At 48.5% G+C, this 17,191-nt stretch carries 17 protein-coding genes; 11 read left to right on the top strand and 6 right to left on the bottom strand.

Annotation, left to right across the window (positions count from 1 at the left end):
* Positions 1-17 precede the first annotated feature (17 nt).
* Entirely contained in the window at positions 18-566 is a 549-nt protein-coding gene (gene nudE / locus METTU_RS09265; RefSeq protein ID WP_006891169.1) for an ADP compounds hydrolase NudE, read from the bottom strand.
* 44 nt (positions 567-610) lie between these two features.
* Between nudE and yrfG the strand changes: the two genes are divergently transcribed.
* Positions 611-1,267, top strand: coding sequence for a GMP/IMP nucleotidase (gene yrfG / locus METTU_RS09260; RefSeq protein WP_006891167.1), 657 nt, complete (start codon positions 611-613; stop codon positions 1,265-1,267).
* On the opposite strand, the gene METTU_RS09255 is transcribed toward yrfG, so the two are convergent.
* Complete coding sequence (locus METTU_RS09255) at positions 1,230-2,585, bottom strand: DEAD/DEAH box helicase (RefSeq protein ID WP_006891166.1); 1,356 nt, start codon at positions 2,583-2,585, stop codon at positions 1,230-1,232. The genes yrfG and METTU_RS09255 overlap by 38 nt on opposite strands.
* 98 nt (positions 2,586-2,683) lie before the next feature.
* Here METTU_RS09255 and trxA point away from each other — a divergent pair, with 98 nt between their 5' ends.
* Positions 2,684-3,010, top strand: coding sequence for a thioredoxin TrxA (gene trxA, locus METTU_RS09250; RefSeq protein ID WP_006891159.1), 327 nt, complete (start codon positions 2,684-2,686; stop codon positions 3,008-3,010).
* Between the two features lie 308 nt (positions 3,011-3,318).
* Positions 3,319-4,575: a transcription termination factor Rho gene (gene rho / locus METTU_RS09245; RefSeq protein ID WP_006891157.1), complete on the top strand. Its 1,257-nt coding sequence runs from the start codon at positions 3,319-3,321 to the stop codon at positions 4,573-4,575.
* A gap of 70 nt (positions 4,576-4,645) precedes the next feature.
* Here the strand turns inward: rho and METTU_RS09240 are convergent, their stop codons facing one another.
* From METTU_RS09240 to METTU_RS09230, 3 genes are all read right to left on the bottom strand, one after another.
* Entirely contained in the window at positions 4,646-4,918 is a 273-nt protein-coding gene (locus tag METTU_RS09240; protein WP_006891156.1) for an oxidative damage protection protein, read from the bottom strand.
* A complete protein-coding gene (mutY, locus tag METTU_RS09235; RefSeq protein ID WP_006891155.1) occupies positions 4,915-5,964 on the bottom strand; it encodes an A/G-specific adenine glycosylase in 1,050 nt (349 codons plus the stop codon). Before mutY ends, METTU_RS09240 begins: the two co-directional genes overlap by 4 nt.
* A 94-nt stretch (positions 5,965-6,058) precedes the next feature.
* On the bottom strand, positions 6,059-8,158 hold the full coding sequence (locus METTU_RS09230; protein WP_006891154.1) for an AsmA family protein: 2,100 nt from the start codon (positions 8,156-8,158) through the stop codon (positions 6,059-6,061).
* A 144-nt stretch (positions 8,159-8,302) separates the two neighbouring features.
* Here METTU_RS09230 and METTU_RS09225 point away from each other — a divergent pair, with 144 nt between their 5' ends.
* The 6 genes from METTU_RS09225 to METTU_RS09200 all read left to right on the top strand — a co-directional run bounded on the left by METTU_RS09225 (position 8,303) and on the right by METTU_RS09200 (position 12,238).
* A complete protein-coding gene (locus METTU_RS09225) occupies positions 8,303-8,587 on the top strand; it encodes a hypothetical protein (protein WP_006891153.1) in 285 nt (94 codons plus the stop codon).
* A gap of 144 nt (positions 8,588-8,731) precedes the next feature.
* A complete protein-coding gene (locus METTU_RS09220; RefSeq protein WP_006891152.1) occupies positions 8,732-9,136 on the top strand; it encodes a hypothetical protein in 405 nt (134 codons plus the stop codon).
* A 183-nt stretch (positions 9,137-9,319) separates the two neighbouring features.
* Complete coding sequence (nth, locus tag METTU_RS09215; protein WP_050897743.1) at positions 9,320-10,000, top strand: endonuclease III; 681 nt, start codon at positions 9,320-9,322, stop codon at positions 9,998-10,000.
* A 140-nt stretch (positions 10,001-10,140) separates the two neighbouring features.
* A complete protein-coding gene (locus METTU_RS09210) occupies positions 10,141-10,539 on the top strand; it encodes an HvfA family oxazolone/thioamide-modified RiPP metallophore (protein WP_006891150.1) in 399 nt (132 codons plus the stop codon).
* A 75-nt stretch (positions 10,540-10,614) separates the two neighbouring features.
* Positions 10,615-11,466: an HvfB family MNIO-type RiPP peptide maturase gene (locus tag METTU_RS09205; protein ID WP_006891149.1), complete on the top strand. Its 852-nt coding sequence runs from the start codon at positions 10,615-10,617 to the stop codon at positions 11,464-11,466.
* A gap of 7 nt (positions 11,467-11,473) precedes the next feature.
* Positions 11,474-12,238, top strand: a complete 765-nt coding sequence (locus tag METTU_RS09200; RefSeq protein WP_040580302.1) for an HvfC family RiPP maturation protein — start codon at positions 11,474-11,476, stop codon at positions 12,236-12,238.
* 166 nt (positions 12,239-12,404) lie between these two features.
* Here METTU_RS09200 and METTU_RS09195 read toward each other — a convergent pair whose 3' ends face one another.
* Positions 12,405-12,872 carry a hypothetical protein gene (locus METTU_RS09195; protein WP_006891144.1) on the bottom strand — a complete coding sequence of 156 codons (468 nt, stop codon included), beginning with the start codon at positions 12,870-12,872 and terminating at the stop codon, positions 12,405-12,407.
* 175 nt (positions 12,873-13,047) lie between these two features.
* Between METTU_RS09195 and glnE the strand changes: the two genes are divergently transcribed.
* Positions 13,048-16,026, top strand: coding sequence for a bifunctional [glutamate--ammonia ligase]-adenylyl-L-tyrosine phosphorylase/[glutamate--ammonia-ligase] adenylyltransferase (gene glnE / locus METTU_RS09190; protein ID WP_006891142.1), 2,979 nt, complete (start codon positions 13,048-13,050; stop codon positions 16,024-16,026).
* A 235-nt stretch (positions 16,027-16,261) separates the two neighbouring features.
* Positions 16,262-17,185: a branched-chain amino acid transaminase gene (locus METTU_RS09185; RefSeq protein ID WP_040580299.1), complete on the top strand. Its 924-nt coding sequence runs from the start codon at positions 16,262-16,264 to the stop codon at positions 17,183-17,185.
* Positions 17,186-17,191: the final 6 nt, after the last annotated feature.

Genomic DNA, 17,191 nt, shown 5'->3' with positions numbered 1-17,191 from the left:
AAATTGGCGTTTCCGGCCTACAGCGCTTTAAAGTATTCCACTGCCATAAACAGCGCGGCAATTGAACGGGCTTCGGTACATTCTCCAGTAGCCAACAATTCATTGATATTGCTTAATTTCCACGGAATGACTTCCAGCTCTTCCGGCTCGTCGCCTTCCAGTTTTTCGGCATACAAATCCTGGGCAATGACAATCTCGGTCATGTGTTCCAGATAGGAAGGTGCGATGGAAAAGGAGCTTAAGTGATACAGGCTTCTGGCGCCAAAGCCGACTTCTTCTTTAAGCTCACGGTTTGCGGCTTCCAGGAAGGACTCACCGGCGTCGGTCTTGCCTTTGGGCAAACCCAGTTCATAACGATGCACGCCGGCTGAATATTCCCTGATCAACAATACCGTCTCGGCATCCAGCATCGGCACAATCAGCACCGCCCCGCCCGAACCGCTTCGAGCCAAGCGTTCGTAGTTGCGCAGCTGGCCATTGCTAAACTCAATATCCAGCGATTCAATGCGGAATAATCGGCTGGTAGCGATAGTTGTTTTGTTACGGATGGTTGGTTTTTCAGCCATTGTGCTATTTTATTAAGTATTTTTTACAAATATAACGCACTCTGATGATTGATTGGAAAAAAATTGATACCGTTTTGCTGGATATGGATGGAACGCTGCTGGATTTGAATTTCGATAATCATTTCTGGAAGGAGTTCGTTCCGCTTAAATTTGCCGAAAGACAGGGCTTGTCGATTGATGCTGCAAAGTTGCAGTTGCAGCCGCGCTTTAAAAGCATGGAAGGCAAGTTGGAATGGTATTGCCTGGATTACTGGAGTGATGTTTTAGAGCTGGATATTGTCGGATTGAAAGCGGAAATTTCCGGGTTAATCGCGGTATTGCCGCATGTCACGGAGTTTCTGGAAAAAGCGCATCAATCGCCCAAAAAGGTGTATTTAGTCACCAATGCCCATCGGGGCAGCCTGGGCCTTAAGATGGAAAAAACCTGCTTGCAGGCGTTTTTCGACGACATTATCAGCTCCCATGATTTGGGGATTCCCAAGGAACACGCCGATTTTTGGCGGTTGCTGCAACAGCGCGTGCCGTTTGAAAAGCAAACCACGCTGTTGATCGATGACAGTCTGGCGGTACTCAATTCAGCCAGGCAGTTCGGTATAACGCATTTGATTTCGGTGAGCAGGCCCGATACCCAACTGCCTAAAAAAGAAATAACCGCTTATCCCGCTATTGAGGATTTTCGGGAGTTGATGGCTGGGCTTTAGGTTTCCAGCTTTTGTCTTGATTCGGACGTTTTCCCTGATACTCGGTTTTGATTTTTTCAGGTCTTCTTTCCGGCTTTACAACTTCAGCTAAAAGATCATCCGTAATCGGTAGGACCGGAATTTTCTGCTCAATGTACTCTTCGATATCGGGCATTGAATACGCATATTCCTCACAGATAAAACTGATCGCGACACCGCTGGCGCCAAAGCGCGCAGTGCGGCCGATCCGGTGTACATAATCCTCCACATCCTGCGGCAGATCGTAATTAATGACATGCGAAACATCGGCAATATGCAGGCCGCGGGCCGCAACATCGGTCGCAATCAATAAGGTGATTTTGTTTTCCTGAAAATCGCTCAACAAGCGCTGGCGTTTGTCTTGCGGCACATCACCGCTGAGCGCGGCAGTTTTGTAGCCGTTAGCGTTGAGGGTGTCGTCCAGTCGTTCGGCACAGCGTTTGGTGTTAACAAAAATAATGCTGCGTTGCGGTTGGTGCTGATTCAATATGCCGACCAACAACGGAATCTTTTGCTCGTTCGAGGGACAAAATGCGCTTTGCTGGATGGCTTTGGAGGTGACTTCTTCGGTTTCGATGCGAATCAAAACCGGGTTGTTCATGTGCTCATAAGCCAGCTCGGTCACTTTGTAGGACAAGGTTGCCGAGAACAACATATTCAGGCGCTGTTCCGGCGGCGGCATGCGCCGTAATAAAAAGCGGATGTCCTTAATAAAACCCAAATCGAACATGCGGTCGGCTTCGTCCATCACCGTGACTTTCACGTTATCCAGGGTGAACGCATTTTGCCGGTAAAAGTCGATGATGCGACCGGGTGTGCCGATGATAATATCGACATTGGACTTTAGGCTGTCTAGTTGCTTTTGGTAGTCGGTGCCGCCGTAAATAAGCGCCAATTTAAGATTAAGATGCTTGCCCAGTTGCAATGCATCCTTGTGGATCTGAATGGCCAGCTCGCGGGTTGGCGCAAGAATAATGGCCCTAGGATATTTGATTTGCTTGCTTTTGGCAACGACGTTTGGCGCGGTTTTTTCTGTCTCTATGTCAGCGTTGGTTTGTGCTTCTGCATCGTCCTCGGCATCATTAATCAAATGCTGAAAAGTGGCCAGCAAAAAAGTGGCGGTCTTGCCGGTCCCGGTTTGAGCCTGTCCCGCAATATCCTTGCCCCGTAACGATAAAGGTAGAGCTTGTCTTTGGATCGGGGTGCAGTGATTAAAGCCGGCATCTTTTAAGCTGCGTAAGATAGAGTCAGACAGTTCAAGATTGCTGAAGCGAATTTCTGTTAAATGTGTATTGTTCATAGGCTATAGCATAACGTAAAAATCAAAACAGCTGAAATTGATTGACTACCAGCTTTATCCCTCCTATAGTTTTGGTTTTAAATTTTTGGAGAAATAGTGTGAGCGATTCAGTCCTTCATGTAGGCGATAGTGAGTTTAACGAAACTGTTATTAAAGCTGCGGGTCCCGTACTGGTTGACTATTGGGCTGAATGGTGCGGACCGTGCAAAATGATTGCACCGATTCTGGATGATATTGCCAAAGAATATGCAGGCAAGCTGACCGTTGTAAAATTAAACATCGACGAAAATCCTGAAACTCCTCAACACTACGGTGTGCGCGGCATTCCAACATTGATGCTGTTTAAGGATGGCGAAGTGGAAGCGACTAAAGTAGGCGCATTGTCGAAATCGCAGCTTGCCGCTTTTCTCGATAGCAATATTTAAACTCATGACCTCCATGGGCAGATATTTGCTCCTGCAATATCTGCATTCCCCACTTCCCTGTGGGTTATGGAGCGAATGCAGAATGATTGCCCGGAGCAATCACTGCCCCAATTACTTAGATCAAGCTCAGATCCGGCTCAGGCCTGTCACAAAAGGTTGGACGGGGCTGAGTACTTGAGTTACACTTATGCGGTGCGATAATCATGCGCACCCAATCATATCGTCCGATAAACTACACCCCTGAATTATTCCTGTCCTAGTAGTTGCGGTTTAACACCGTATGTACTTTTCCTTGAGTTATCTTTTATATGAATCTAACTGAGTTAAAACTAAAACAAATAAGTGAAGTTATTGAAATCGCCGAGTCTCTCGGGCTTGAAAATGTAGCCAGATCACGAAAGCAGGATTTGATTTTTGCCATCTTGAAAAAACAGGCAAAGGCTGGCGACGATATATCAGGCGACGGCGTTCTGGAAATTTTACAGGATGGTTTTGGTTTTTTACGGACACCGGGTTGTTCTTATCTAGCGGGTCCTGACGACATTTATGTTTCACCCAGTCAAATCAGACGATTTTCTTTAAAGACCGGCGATACGATTAGCGGAAAGATTAGACCCCCCAAAGATAACGAACGCTATTTCGCAATGCTCAAGGTTGACCAGATCAATTTTGAACCCCCCGAAAATACCAAAAACAAAATCACCTTCTCAAACCTGACCCCCTTATTCGCTAAACAACGATTTGTCCTTGAACAGGGCAATGGCACCAGCGAAGATTTAACCGGCCGAATGATAGATTTGATAGCCCCTATCGGAAAAGGCCAGCGCGGTTTGATCGTATCGCCGCCTAAAGCCGGTAAAACCATGATTCTGCAAAGCTTGGCGCAGGCGATTGCGGAGCAAAATCCCGAGTGTTATCTCATTGTTTTACTGATAGATGAGCGTCCCGAAGAAGTCACGGAAATGGAGCGTTGCGTTCGCGGTGAAGTTATTTCCAGCACCTTCGACGAACCGGCAACCCGGCACGTACAAGTTGCAGAAATGGTCATCGAAAAAGCGCGTCGATTAGTCGAGCATAAACACGACGTGGTCATTTTGTTAGACTCGATTACACGTCTGGCCCGAGCTTATAACACTGTCGTACCTTCGTCAGGCAAGATCTTAACCGGTGGTGTCGATGCGAATGCGCTGGAAAAACCGAAACGCTTTTTCGGTGCGGCGCGGAATATAGAAGAGGGCGGCAGTTTGACTATTATAGCCACTGCGCTGGTTGATACCGGATCAAGAATGGACGAGGTCATCTACGAGGAATTCAAAGGTACCGGCAACATGGAGCTGCATCTGGATCGCAAAATTGCCGAGAAAAGAATTTATCCGGCGATTAACATCAACCGTTCCGGCACACGTCGGGAAGAGTATTTGGTTGATCCCGATACCTTGCAAAAAACCTGGATCTTACGCAAGATTCTTCAGCCCATGGATGAAACCGCAGCTTCAGAATTTCTGATCGGTAAGCTTAAAGACTTTAAAACCAACGCAGAATTTTTCGATTCGATGAAGCGGTAGGTTTTACAAGACAGATACACAAAGCGCAACATCATTTGGTGTTGCGCTTTGGGTCGTTAAAGGCTAATGATTAAGCCTTTGGCGGCACATAGCCTTCCGGCATTTCGTTGTTACCTTCAAACAGAAACTTGGTTCTTTCCTCGGCTAAAAATGCTCGGGCTTTCGGGTCAAAGCTGGCCAATTTTCCCTCATTAATCAGCATGGTTTGCTTGGCTAACCATTCCTTCCAGGCTTGTTTGGATACCTTTTCAAATATTTCCTGACCTTTGGGACCCGGAAAAGGCGGTGCATCCAAGCCTTCGGTTTCTATTCCCAATTTTACGCATTTAACCAGTCTCATCATTTTATTCTCTTGTGTGATTGTTGAAGCAGCAACTTAATCGGCGCGGCTAAGCCAAGCTTGTTAACCTGTTCAGCTTTATACCAGACAGATTGATCGGCTTCCATCACAAAATTTATAGGGTTATCCGATTGAATAAGCAGCGGAGTGTAATCCAAATGATAATGGGAAAAGGTGTGGCGCCGGGTTGCCAGCGTCTGTTGATCGGCAATATGAATACTCTTGGTTAAGCACCAGTCGTGTGCCGCCTTAATGCTGTCGAATTCGGGCAGGCTCCACAAACCGCCCCAGATACCGGTTGGGGGCCTTTTTTCAAGCAATATCCGGTTATCGGCATCACTCAGCAGTAAAAAGGTAAGTTGTTTGACCGGCAAGGTCTTGGCGGGTTTCGGCGTCGGGAATGCCGAACTATTACCGGCAAGTCTAGCTAAACAATCGGCATTAAGCGGACAGGCCGCACAAGCAGGCTTGCTGCGGGTGCAGAGGGTTGCGCCCAAATCCATCATGGCCTGGGTGTAATCCGCGACACGATCGATAGGGGTTAGTCTGGCGCTGATGGCCCACAGCTCCTTGTTGACTGCGCTATTGCCCGGCCAGCCGGAAACGGCTCTAAACCGGGTTAGCACCCTTTTGACATTGCCATCAAGAATCGGGTGCCTTTTATTAAAGGCGATGCTCAATATGGCTCCCGCCGTTGACAGGCCTATGCCGGGTAATGCAATCAGTTCATCCGGCGTATCGGGAAAACGGCCCCGTTCGGTAATAAGCTGCGCTGTTTTGTGTAGGTTGCGGGCGCGTGCGTAGTAGCCCAGCCCCGACCAAAGATGGAGAACTTCATCAACAGGCGCGTTCGCCAAACTCGCAATATCGGGAAACTTTTCTATAAAAGTATTGAAATAAGGAATAACGGTAGCGACCTGGGTTTGCTGCAACATGGTTTCGGAAAGCCACACGCGGTAAGGCGTAAGGTCTTTTTGCCAGGGCAGGTCTTTACGACCGTATTGATCGAACCAGGCGAGGATGTTCTGTTGAAAAGCGGATGGACTCATAAGGGGCAAAAGACGAAAGATGAAGGGCGAAGGGGCGCGTAATTTAAGGGCTGTTTTTTTCGCCCTGTGACTCTCGCCTTTTGTATGCTCCACCTCATTTCAACAGACCTTTCAACAGATTACCCAGGCCAGGGCCTATTTTTTTGTCGAGTTTATCGATTAGTTTTTCAACCTTGGCTTTGTTCTTATCGGTCAATAATGAAGCTATGTTTATCGTATAAGTCGGGTTACTGAGTGTTCCTGCAATATCAATGGCTACAGCGCCTTTAACTTGTTCCGGCTCAGCGCTAGCGGCGTCTGAATCCAGCAATTTGGCATCGATTTTATAGTCCAGCGCTTCAGAATTGAGGTTTACGTTGCCTTTGCCGTCGACACGCAATTTGGAGGACTTGGCCGCAAGGTCGTTATTCTGGATCAGGCCGTTAGTGATCGTGGCCGTGCCGCTCATTTCCGAAAATAGCGTCTGGTCGTTTTTATTGTCCGAGGGCAAAGCAGAACCTTTGATGATCGCCTTGCCTTCATCAATGATTTTTTGCAGATTAAAACCTTTGATCACGCCGTCTTTGAACAGGAAACTTAACTGGCCGTTGAGCGACGCTTTCAATTCGTCTGCTTTGCGCCCCTGTCCTTGCAGCTGTGCGGATGCGTCAACAATGCCGCTCATTTTAGCTTCACCCTTGTAATCTTTCAGCAAAGGTTCGATTTGTACATGGTCTATTTTTTCGGTTACAGCCAATGCCGGTTTGTCGCCATGCGTATCCATGCTGAGATTGCCGGAATAGCTCCCTTGGTAAAACTGTTTGACCGATTGTTGCGTGGTAACTATGCCGTTTTTACTGCTCAAGTTTATATGGATGTCCTGCATTGCCAAACTCTTGACTTTAAGTTTGCCGAGCGACACTGTGCCATCGGCATTGAGTTTTCTCAAGGTTTCAACAGGCAAAGCGGAAAGGCCGGCAGCCAATAAAACGGCTGGGCTGGCGATGGATTTGGATGATTTATCGGCAGGGGACAAATAACGATCGACATCAAGTGCATCAATGTCCAAGTTGAAGCTGATAACCGATTGGGCAAAGTCTTTAATATTGATAGCGCCTTTAATCTGGGTATCGTCCAGGGTTAGTCCCAGATTTTGCAGATCGGCCGAGTCGGCTGTCGCGGTCAAGTCAAAGTTGGCGGACAGCTTGCTTAGGGCATTGGCATCCTGCATTGCGGGCAGGGAGATCGCCAGTTGCTGCAATACTTTGGCAGGACTGAACGGCGCAACGGTCACAGGTCCCTGAAAAGAGGGTTTGTCCTTAATAGAAGTGCCGGTCATTTCGGCAGCAGCGAGCGTCACATCGCCCGATTTGAGCTGCAACCCGTAAATTTTGGCCGTTTGTTGGTTCATATCCAGCGCTGCGTCGGCGATGGTTAAGGCCGTTGTTAACGATTTTCCGGGAACGTTTTCGCCTGACGACGTTACTTGCAGATCGCTATGGCGTAGCGCAAAAGTATCGAGTTTTTCATTAACGGTTAATTCGGTATTTAGTTTGATGGCTTGGATCGACGTGGACCCGGCTTCCAAAGCGGTCATGGAAACGGCGATGCCTGCCGGTTCATCAAAGGTAAATTTATCGGTATTCAGGTTAAGGTCTTTTAGTTCGATGTGCTTTTCGGTTTTCAGGTCGTCCCAGTTAATCCGGGCATTTTCAATAGCCATGCCGCCGATGGTAAACATCACCGGTGTTGCTGTGGGGATGGGTTGTTCATCCTGTTTGTCGACGACAGCGACAGCGGGTACCACGGGTTTGGTGGTTAGGTCATCCCAGTTGGCGATGCCCTGTTTGTTTTTGGCAAGATTTAAAATCAGGCCTTTTAAAACAATGCGGCTGACTTCTATTTTTTTTGATAAAAGCGGCAGTAACAGCACTGTCACATTGCTTTCTTCGATGGTCGCAAAGGGCCGGTCTTGAAACCCCGGCGCATTGCTCAGGGCAATTTTTCCTGTTGAAATGCCGAACCAGGGGAACAGCGAGAGTTTTAATTCACCGTCCAATATCAGCTCCCGGCCGGTTTTGTCTTTAACGGCGGCGGCAATTTCAGGTTTAAAGTCATTGGGGTCGATGACGAATGGCAGGATGCAGGCGAGGACTATCAGCAGCAAAATCATTGCGGCAATTGTCGATAGGATGATTTTGAACGGTTTTCCCACACTATTCTCCTTGCGTAAAAAATGTAATGACGATCAATTATGGAATATGATTATCTACTTATAACAGCTGTTGCCAGTTAAACGCTAATTGGGTAGAGTCTAAATCAGTGTCTGTTTATTATAATTAAAAAATGAGGTGTAAAAATGTTGCATTTAGCTAGATTTGCTGCAATTGCGGTTCTGGTATGGTTTTATATGACCGCAAAGGAAAAGGGGGAATCACCCATTAACTGGGCTATCACAGGGCTGATTGGCTATTGGATTACCTGGTGGATGGTTAAGCTGACGGTGGTTTCTGCTTTATCGGGCATGGTTGCTAAAAATCCCACCGGCACTTTTTTGCTTGTGCAAATACCCGCTTTATGTGCGATCGGTGCGGCTTTTTTAATCAGAAAGAAGTTGTTGGCGGATGCTGCTGAAAAAGATTAAACAGGTAGGTAATACGCGGTCACTGCTTTATTCGTGGAATTAAGTTCCCTGTGTTTTTGATTAATAACGTTCAAAAAAGTATAACGCTGTAAGGCTCGGGATGGGGTGAAGCGGCGTTTTATTTGGTTCTAATGGGGAAGATAAATGGCTGCGGGACTAGCTCCCAAAGCTGATTTTGCCGTCAATAAGCCGAAAAACAGTTTTACCCCGATCCTCGTGGGCCTTCCATATCTGGGTGCCGATCCGGACTTCAATACCGTTACAGAGAGTCTGTTCCACAACAATTTTGGCATATTCCGCAAACGACATTTCGGCGAGAAGGCTTTCCTGATCGGCTTGGTGCGGGGCAATTTCGGTCGTCAGATTGGGCGGACCTTATCTAACAGTTCGTTTTTGTCTTTTTTGGGATTGTTTTCAATGAAGGTAATAATCTTTTTTATATCGTCCTGGTTTTTTTCATTAGAGCGGCTCAAGTCGGTTTATGACGTTCCGGATACTCCAAAGAGTGGACAAATACAGAAAATGACTAGTGTCAGCAGGATGGCATAACGCGGCATTCGTTGAAAAGTAAAAACCAGTTGTGCTCAGCTCGCGCGTTATACCGGTATCTTCATCAAGTTCCACCGTACCAAGAGTCGAAAAACGCTTTGCTTTGTTTTCAGACATATCTTGTTTCGTGCTTCGATTATGTTGAGAATAGCCGCACATTATCGAGTAACACCCAATATCACCATGAACCTAAAAAAACGCCTGGATATTTTTGACCGACTGGCCGCAGCCATACCTGAACCGACCACGGAACTGCACTACACCAGCACCTTTGAATTATTAATTGCGGTTGTTTTATCGGCTCAGGCGACCGATAAAGGCGTCAACAAAGCGACCGCCAAATTATTTCCCGTCGCCAATACGCCTGGCGATATTTTGGCGCTGGGCGAGACGGGCCTGAAAGAGTACATCAAGACCATCGGGCTGTTTAATAGCAAGGCCACCCATATCATCACGCTTTGCAGGCAGTTGCTTGATAAGCATGCAGGCGAGGTGCCGCAAACGCGGGAAGAGCTGGAGGCGCTGGCGGGAGTCGGTAGAAAAACCGCCAATGTTATATTGAATACCGCCTTTGGACGGCATACGATTGCGGTGGACACGCATATCTTCAGGGTTGCCAACCGTACCGGCATTGCGCCCGGTAAAAATGTGCTGGAGGTGGAGCGCAAACTGGATAAATGGGTGCCTAAACAACATAAGAAGGATGCGCATCATTTACTGATTTTGCATGGCCGGTACACCTGCATTGCCAGAAAGCCGCGCTGCGAAAGCTGTGTTATTGAAGATTTGTGTGAGTATGAGCATAAAACCGGACATCAAGATGACGACACGGCAAAAGGGGCAACCAGTCGATTTATTGAATAGAAGGATATTCATTCTTTATTCAGTCGATTTTGATATGATGAGCGGCATTCGATACGTTCTGCGTATCGATTCATCTTCCGGGTTAACAGCCGGGAACGAATTGAAGCTCGATGTTTTTATCTCAACACTCTGGAGTCAACATGAAAAAAATCAATAAAACACCTCTAGCTGCTGCAATGGGTGCTGCTTTTTTGTCTACTTTTGCTGCAACTGCGGTTAATGCCGAAGCCAATCCTTTCGGTATGACTGAAATGTCTGCCGGTTACATGCAAGTTGCTGCTGCCGATAAAGCGGCTGAAATGAAATGCGGCGCGGAAATGGGCGGCATGGAAAAACCTAAGGCGGCGGAAGGCGCATGTGCAGGCAACAAAAAACCTGATGCAGCTAAAGCGACTGAAGGAAAATGCGGCGAAAGCAAATGCGGCGCGATGATGCAAGGCGGCAAAATGAAACCCGGCATGGAAGCGGCTTGCGGCGCGATGATGAAAGGCAAAGAAGGCTCATGCGGCAACATGCCTAAAGACGCAACCGGCAAATAAACCTAAGCGTAGTACTCGGGAGGGCATGATCATCATGCCCTCCAATTCCCCCTCAAATCAAATCAAGGTGTTCTTATGGACACAACCCAAAATCTCGTTCACGGTGCCGGTTTAGGTCTTAGGCGGTCTTTTTTAAGCCGGATTGTCGAATCCCCGCCCGAAGCGGTCGGCTTTTACGAAGTCGCGCCGGAAAACTGGATCACCATCGGCGGAAAATACGCCAAACAATTTCGCGCGATGACCGAGCGCTTCGATTTTATCTGTCACGGATTATCGCTGTCGATAGGCAGCACCGACCCGCTCGATGAAAAATTCGTCCGTGAAGTCAAACAGTTCATGGCCGAGCATCAAATCAAATTTTACAGCGAACATCTAAGTTATTGCAGCAAAGACGGGCATTTATACGACCTGATGCCGATTCCGTTTACCTCGGAAGCGGTGACTCACGTCGCCGGTCGGATCAAGCGTGTCCAGGATATTCTGGAGCAAAAGATAGCCATCGAAAACGTGTCCTATTACGCCGCCCCCGGCCAGGAAATGGCTGAGATCGATTTTTTCAATGCCGTTATCGAGGAAGCGGATTGCGATGTGCTGATCGACATCAATAATATTTACGTGAACAGCGTTAACCACGGTTACGATGCCGAAGCTTTTTTAAAGGCCATGCCCGCGCACCGTATCGCTTATGCGCATATCGCCGGGCATTATGTCGAGGCTGAGGATTTTCTGGTCGATACCCACGGCGCTGACGTGGTCGACCCGGTTTGGAAGCTGCTAGGCAAAGCCTATGAGCTTTACGGCGTGTTTCCGACGCTGTTGGAGCGGGATTTTAATATCCCGGCCATGGAAGAATTAATCAAGGAAGTTAACACCATCAGCACTATACAAAAAGCCTGGGAAACCCAACATGCAAAGCAATTCGCTTGAATCTGGTATGAAAATCGATTTTAAAGCCAAACAGCTTGAGTTTGCGGCGTACATCAGGGATCCCGAAAACAATCCGCCGCCCTCCGATGTTCAGCCGCAACGCATGGCGATGTATCGCGAACTGTTTTTTAACAACATCGACAGTTTTTTGTCAGCGAACTTTCCGGTGTTGCGGACGCTACTGAATGACCGGCAATGGTTTGAGCTGGGGCAGGATTTTTTTGCCAAGCATGTCAGCCGCTCGCCGCATTTTTCGGAAATCCCGGAAGAGTTTCTGGATTATCTGCAAAACGAGCGGGACAGTTCTGAGGATTTTCCGTTTATGCTGGAGCTGGTGCATTACGAATGGGTGGAAATGGCCTTATCTATCGCCAAGGAAACCGTACCCGCCTATCGCCAGAACCCGGATAACCTGCAAAATTTGCGCATCCGGCTGTCGCCTTTGGCTTGGCCGCTAGCCTATCAATACCCCGTCCAGAAAATATCGCCCGCTTTTTTACCTGAAACGGCGCCGGAACCAGCCACCTTCCTGGTTGTTTATCGCAATCCGGATGACGAGGTTAATTTTATAGAAATCACCCCGATCACTTACCGGTTGTTGCAAATAATTCAGGAGCATGAAGAGATGTTGGCAGCGGATTGCCTAAAGCAGGTTGCCGAGGAATCGAATCATCCCAATCCTGAAATGATTATGGCAGGCGGCTTGCAAATACTAAAAGAACTGGCTGAGAAGACGGTTATTGCGGTTGTTGATCTGGGTAGGCCGGAATAAGGCCATTCAAGCGCGTAGCGCGAGATGGCGTTTCCGGCTTTTGGGAAGGTGTGTTGCCGGAAACGCCAGTTCTCGCTGTCACTCGAACCAGCTTATTCCGGCCTACTTCGAGATGTGTATAAAGACGAGCGCCGGAGCGTGGGAACAATAAAATGCCTCAAGCCAATCAGTTAGCCTGCTGCGGTGCCCTGGAAAAATCCGGACCTTTAGGATGAGCATTCTGTTGCAGGCAATGATAAGCCGCATTTTCATACTTGATGACTAAAGATTGGGCATTTTTATGCTCACCGATAAACTTCTCGGCTTCCTCGGCGGTCAAATCCTTCATCAAAAATTTGGCTATGCACATGCAAGGCGTGGCGTAGCGCACTTTATCGAACTCTTTATTGGTCGAGTTTTTCAATTCCCTGTCTACGCATTGGCTGGCGAAATCATGCTCAAACTTGTGCTTTTGTATATCGGTTACTTCGCCATCGTGGGAGTGATCGAATGGATTATGCACAACGTTGGCGGCTGCCGGTTTCGCCGCGGCGGTTTTTTGTTCATCATCCGAACAGCCGGTAACCGCCAGTGCGATAACCATGCTGGTCAGGGCGGCAAAAAAGAAATTCTTGGTAAAGGTAGGCGTTTTCATAAGTTTAAATCGTCAATAGTTTCAGAATTTAATAGTAAGGTTAATCGAACTTTATCATTTTATTAAGACTCGTTCTACTCATCTTCGTCGTTCATATCAAGATGTTTACAAATAGCGCTACTCGTTGCGCGTCTGTTTTCGTTATCATGGGGCTTTTCATTCGTGACCTTCACCCATGTCTTTTATTAAAAATCTCGAACCCGAATTTGCAGCGCTGCCTGATGAGCTAAGAGCGACGGTAATTGCTTCACTGACAAAATGGGATGAACGGGTTACGGAGCTTAAGCTCAATATCACGCAAACGCCGGAGTTTAGTGAGGCTATCGTCAAGGTCTGGTGTTCCAGCCTGTTTGTTGCCGAAAGCTGCATTCGCAAGCCCGAGTTGCTGGTCGATCTGGTCAATTCCGGCGATTTATCGGCTATTTATAATGACAACAGTTATACCGAAAAATTAGCGTGCAAACCGGTTGAGACGCAAGCCGAGTTATCGCCAGGGACGGTGTGTATGCCGCAAGCCTGCCGGGAGCAGGCGCGGTTAATGACAAAACTGCGAGACTTCCGGCGTAGGGAAATGGTCAGGATTGCCTGGCGGGATTTGGCCGGATGGGCCGAATTATCCGAAACGCTGACTAATCTATCGTGGCTGGCCGATGCCTGTATTCAATACGCGCTGGATTTTCTTTACCGAGAGGCCTGTGAGCTACGCGGCACGCCGTTATTATCCGACGGCAGCGCGCAGCAGATCGTGGTGTTGGGCATGGGCAAGTTGGGCGCCTATGAATTGAATTATTCTTCGGACATCGACCTGATTTTTGCCTACGCGGAAGACGGCGTGTTGCAGGACAGGAAAGAAACCACCTACGGCGAGTTTTTCACCAGGCTGTGCCGCAATCTGGTGAAAGTCCTGGACGAGATCACCGTAGACGGCTTCGTATTCCGCACCGATATACGCTTACGGCCTTATGGCGACAGCGGGCCGATCATCATGACTTTTGACGGTATGGAAAACTATTACCAGACCCAGGCTCGGGAATGGGAACGTTATGCGATGATCAAGGTGCGTCAGGTCGCCGGCGACTTTAAAACCGGCGCGCAGCTGATGGCTATGTTCAGGCCTTTTGTCTACCGGCGTTATCTCGATTACGGCGCGTTTGAGGAATTGCGTTCTTTAAAGGCGCAGATCACCCAGGAATTGCGGCGTAAAGACCGCATGGAAAATATCAAGCTCGGGCCCGGCGGCATACGCGAAATCGAGTTTATCGGGCAGGCTTTTCAACTGATACGCGGCGGCAACGACAAAGCCTTGCAAACCCGCCCCATTCTGGATGTGTTGCAACTATTGGGCGAGCGGGAGTTGCTGGCGCCAAAAGACGCAGACCAGCTAAACCAGTCATACCGTTTTCTGCGCCGGGTGGAAAACCATATCCAGCAATACCAGGACCAACAAACCCACGATTTGCCGACAGACCCCGCAGTGCAGCGAATATTGGCGTATTCGCTGGATTATTCCGACTGGACAGGCTTTAAACAGGACCTGGATCAGGTAAGAGCGCAGGTACACGAAGTATTCGACCAGGTTTTTTCGCTATCGAAACAGGATGGTTCGACAGGCTCACCACGAACGGGAATAATTTGGGCTTGCGTGGCGGATGAGTCGGAGTTGATGGGGCATCTAAAAGAATGCGGCATTCAAGACACCGGCAGCATACTCGCCGCGATCAAAGACTTTAAAAATTCCATAGCCGTCAGAAGGCTGACGGCCAAAGGCGCTGGCGTGCTTGATCGATTAATGCCGCAATTGATAGAGGCCATGCAGCAGGTCGATAACCCGGATGAAACCCTGATGCGGATACTCGGCTTGTTTGAGGCGGTCGCGGGCCGGAATGTGTATTTATCGTTATTGTCTGAAAACCCCGGAGCCTTGTCGCAATTGATCAAGCTGTCATCGGCCAGCCCATGGATTTGCGATTATTTATCGCAATGCCCGGTGTTGTTCGACGAACTGCTGGATACCCGCTCCCTGTACGAGCCGCTCAAAAAAGCCGATCTTGACGAACAGCTTAAGGTATTGCTGGCTCAAATTGAGGTACAGGATCTTGAGCAGCTGATGGTCGTACTTCGCCAGTTCAAGCAATTGAATGTGCTGAGAGTGGCCGCCGCCGACATTATGGGCGCAATCCCGCTGATGGTGGTCAGCGATTACCTGACCTATATCGCCGAAAGCATCGTCGGGCATGTTGTCGAACGTGCGTGGCTGATGCTGACCGACAAGCACGGCTTGCCGCCGGTGCCGAGCCAGTTCCCGACTGGCTTGCGGCATACACACCATCCCTGGCGATATACCGACAATGCCGCCATAGGCTTTGCGGTTATCGGTTTCGGCAAATTGGGCGGCATCGAGCTCGGTTACGGTTCCGACCTGGATCTGGTGTTTTTGTATGATTGCCTGGACGGCAATGCGATGACCGACGGAGGCAAGCCGATTTCCTGCGCCCAGTTTTACGGCCGATTGGGGCTGAAAGTCCGGCATATTCTCGATACCAAGATGTTGTCAGGCGTACTCTACGAAGTGGATATGCGTTTGCGGCCCAATGGCGATTCCGGCTTACTGGTCAGTCATATCAACGCCTATGAAGATTACCTGAAAAACCAGGCCTGGACCTGGGAGCTGCAAGCGCTGGTCAGGGGCCGGTTTATCGCCGGGGATGCGCAACTGAAAGCGCAGTATGAGGCTATACGCAGCCGGATTCTAAGCCTGCCCAGGGATACCGAGAGCTTGAAAAAAGAAGTCCGCGAGATGCGCGAGAAAATGCGCGAGGCCCTGTCTACCAAAGATAAGGACAAGTTTGACCTAAAACAAAGCAAAGGCGGTATTGCTGATATTGAGTTTATAGTACAATTTGGTGTATTGGATCAGGCGGCTCTTAATGTAGCGTTGACGACTTATACCGATAATGTAAGACTGCTTGAAGGCCTGCAACAGCAGGGATTTATGTCCAAAGCCGATGAGCAAACACTTAAAGCCGCTTACTGCACTTATCGGGATTTCGGGCATAAACAGGTTTTACAAGGCGATAAGGCTGTTATAGATGAGGCCGAGGTCGCCGAAATGAGCGCCGAAGTCGAGCGGATTTGGCATGAATACATGGAGTAGCGGGAGTTCATCAAATTAAGATGGAACGCGGATGACGCTGATAGTTATGATTACCGCGGATAATTATAACTATTTAGACGTTACTGAAAGTGAGTTGGGTCTTAAGACTTAGTAATAAATCTAAAGTTTAAACGCAAAAAATAAAAATCTTATTTAATCATAATGATCAGCGTCATCAGCGTTCTATTTTGGCTGCTGAGTAGTAACAAATAAATTTAATATTGGAGAATAAATGATGACAATGGACGATAGAGACGGCGTTATTTGGCTGGACGGACAATGGGTTGAGTGGCGCGAAGCTAAAGTCCATGTGTTGACGCATACCTTGCACTACGGATTGGGCGTGTTTGAAGGCATAAGAGCTTATCATGCGGAAAAAGGCACGGCGATTTTCAAGATGCAGGATCATACCGACCGGCTGTTCCGTTCCGCGCATATCATGAATATGAAAATGCCGTATGGCAAAGACGAGCTGAATCAAGTTCAGCGCGATGCGGTTGCCAAGAACAATTTGGACAGCGCCTATATCCGCAGCATGTGCTTTTTAGGTTCAGAAGGCATGGGCTTGAGAGCCGACAACCTGAAAGTGCATGTCATGGTTGCCGCATGGTCGTGGGGCGCGTATCTGGGCGCGGAAAGCATAGAGCAGGGCATCCGTATCCGTACCTCGTCTTATACCCGTAACCATCACAACAGCACCATGTGCAAAGCCAAAGCGAACGGCAATTACATCAATTCCATTTTGGCGTTACAAGAAGCGCGCGCCAATGGCTACGATGAAGCGTTGATGCTGGATCATGAAGGCTTTGCGGCGGAAGGCAGCGCCGAAAACCTGTTTATCGTGCGTAACGGCAAAATTTACACGCCTGAAACCACTTCCGCATTGGAAGGCATTACCCGCGATACGGTCATGACCGTTGCCAGAGAGCAGGGTTATGAAGTCATTGAAAAACGCATCACCCGTGACGAAATTTACGTGGCCGATGAAGCGTTCTTTACCGGCTCTGCGGCTGAAGTGACACCAATCAGGGAACTGGATAATCGCACAATCGGTTCCGGCAGCCGCGGGCCGGTCACCGAGAAATTGCAGTCGCTGTATTTCGACTATGTGCATGGACGTAGAGACGATCATGCCGATTGGTTGACTTACGTCGCCTAATAATTG

This window comes from Methylobacter tundripaludum SV96, assembly GCF_000190755.2.
In the GTDB taxonomy this organism is placed as follows: Bacteria; Pseudomonadota; Gammaproteobacteria; order Methylococcales; family Methylomonadaceae; genus Methylobacter_A; species Methylobacter_A tundripaludum.
The sequence above is the reverse complement of the archived record's forward strand: the minus strand, read 5'-3'. Positions and strand labels throughout refer to the sequence as shown.

Coding starts and splice junctions, on each gene's coding strand:
- nudE (WP_006891169.1), bottom strand. CDS start 566: ATGGCTGAAAAACCAACCATCCGTAACAAAACAACTATCGCTACCAGC.
- yrfG (WP_006891167.1), top strand. CDS start 611: ATGATTGATTGGAAAAAAATTGATACCGTTTTGCTGGATATGGATGGA.
- METTU_RS09255 (WP_006891166.1), bottom strand. CDS start 2,585: ATGAACAATACACATTTAACAGAAATTCGCTTCAGCAATCTTGAACTG.
- rho (WP_006891157.1), top strand. CDS start 3,319: ATGAATCTAACTGAGTTAAAACTAAAACAAATAAGTGAAGTTATTGAA.
- METTU_RS09240 (WP_006891156.1), bottom strand. CDS start 4,918: ATGATGAGACTGGTTAAATGCGTAAAATTGGGAATAGAAACCGAAGGC.
- mutY (WP_006891155.1), bottom strand. CDS start 5,964: ATGAGTCCATCCGCTTTTCAACAGAACATCCTCGCCTGGTTCGATCAA.
- METTU_RS09225 (WP_006891153.1), top strand. CDS start 8,303: ATGTTGCATTTAGCTAGATTTGCTGCAATTGCGGTTCTGGTATGGTTT.
- METTU_RS09220 (WP_006891152.1), top strand. CDS start 8,732: ATGGCTGCGGGACTAGCTCCCAAAGCTGATTTTGCCGTCAATAAGCCG.
- nth (WP_050897743.1), top strand. CDS start 9,320: ATGAACCTAAAAAAACGCCTGGATATTTTTGACCGACTGGCCGCAGCC.
- METTU_RS09210 (WP_006891150.1), top strand. CDS start 10,141: ATGAAAAAAATCAATAAAACACCTCTAGCTGCTGCAATGGGTGCTGCT.
- METTU_RS09205 (WP_006891149.1), top strand. CDS start 10,615: ATGGACACAACCCAAAATCTCGTTCACGGTGCCGGTTTAGGTCTTAGG.
- METTU_RS09200 (WP_040580302.1), top strand. CDS start 11,474: ATGAAAATCGATTTTAAAGCCAAACAGCTTGAGTTTGCGGCGTACATC.
- METTU_RS09195 (WP_006891144.1), bottom strand. CDS start 12,872: ATGAAAACGCCTACCTTTACCAAGAATTTCTTTTTTGCCGCCCTGACC.
- glnE (WP_006891142.1), top strand. CDS start 13,048: ATGTCTTTTATTAAAAATCTCGAACCCGAATTTGCAGCGCTGCCTGAT.
- METTU_RS09185 (WP_040580299.1), top strand. CDS start 16,262: ATGACAATGGACGATAGAGACGGCGTTATTTGGCTGGACGGACAATGG.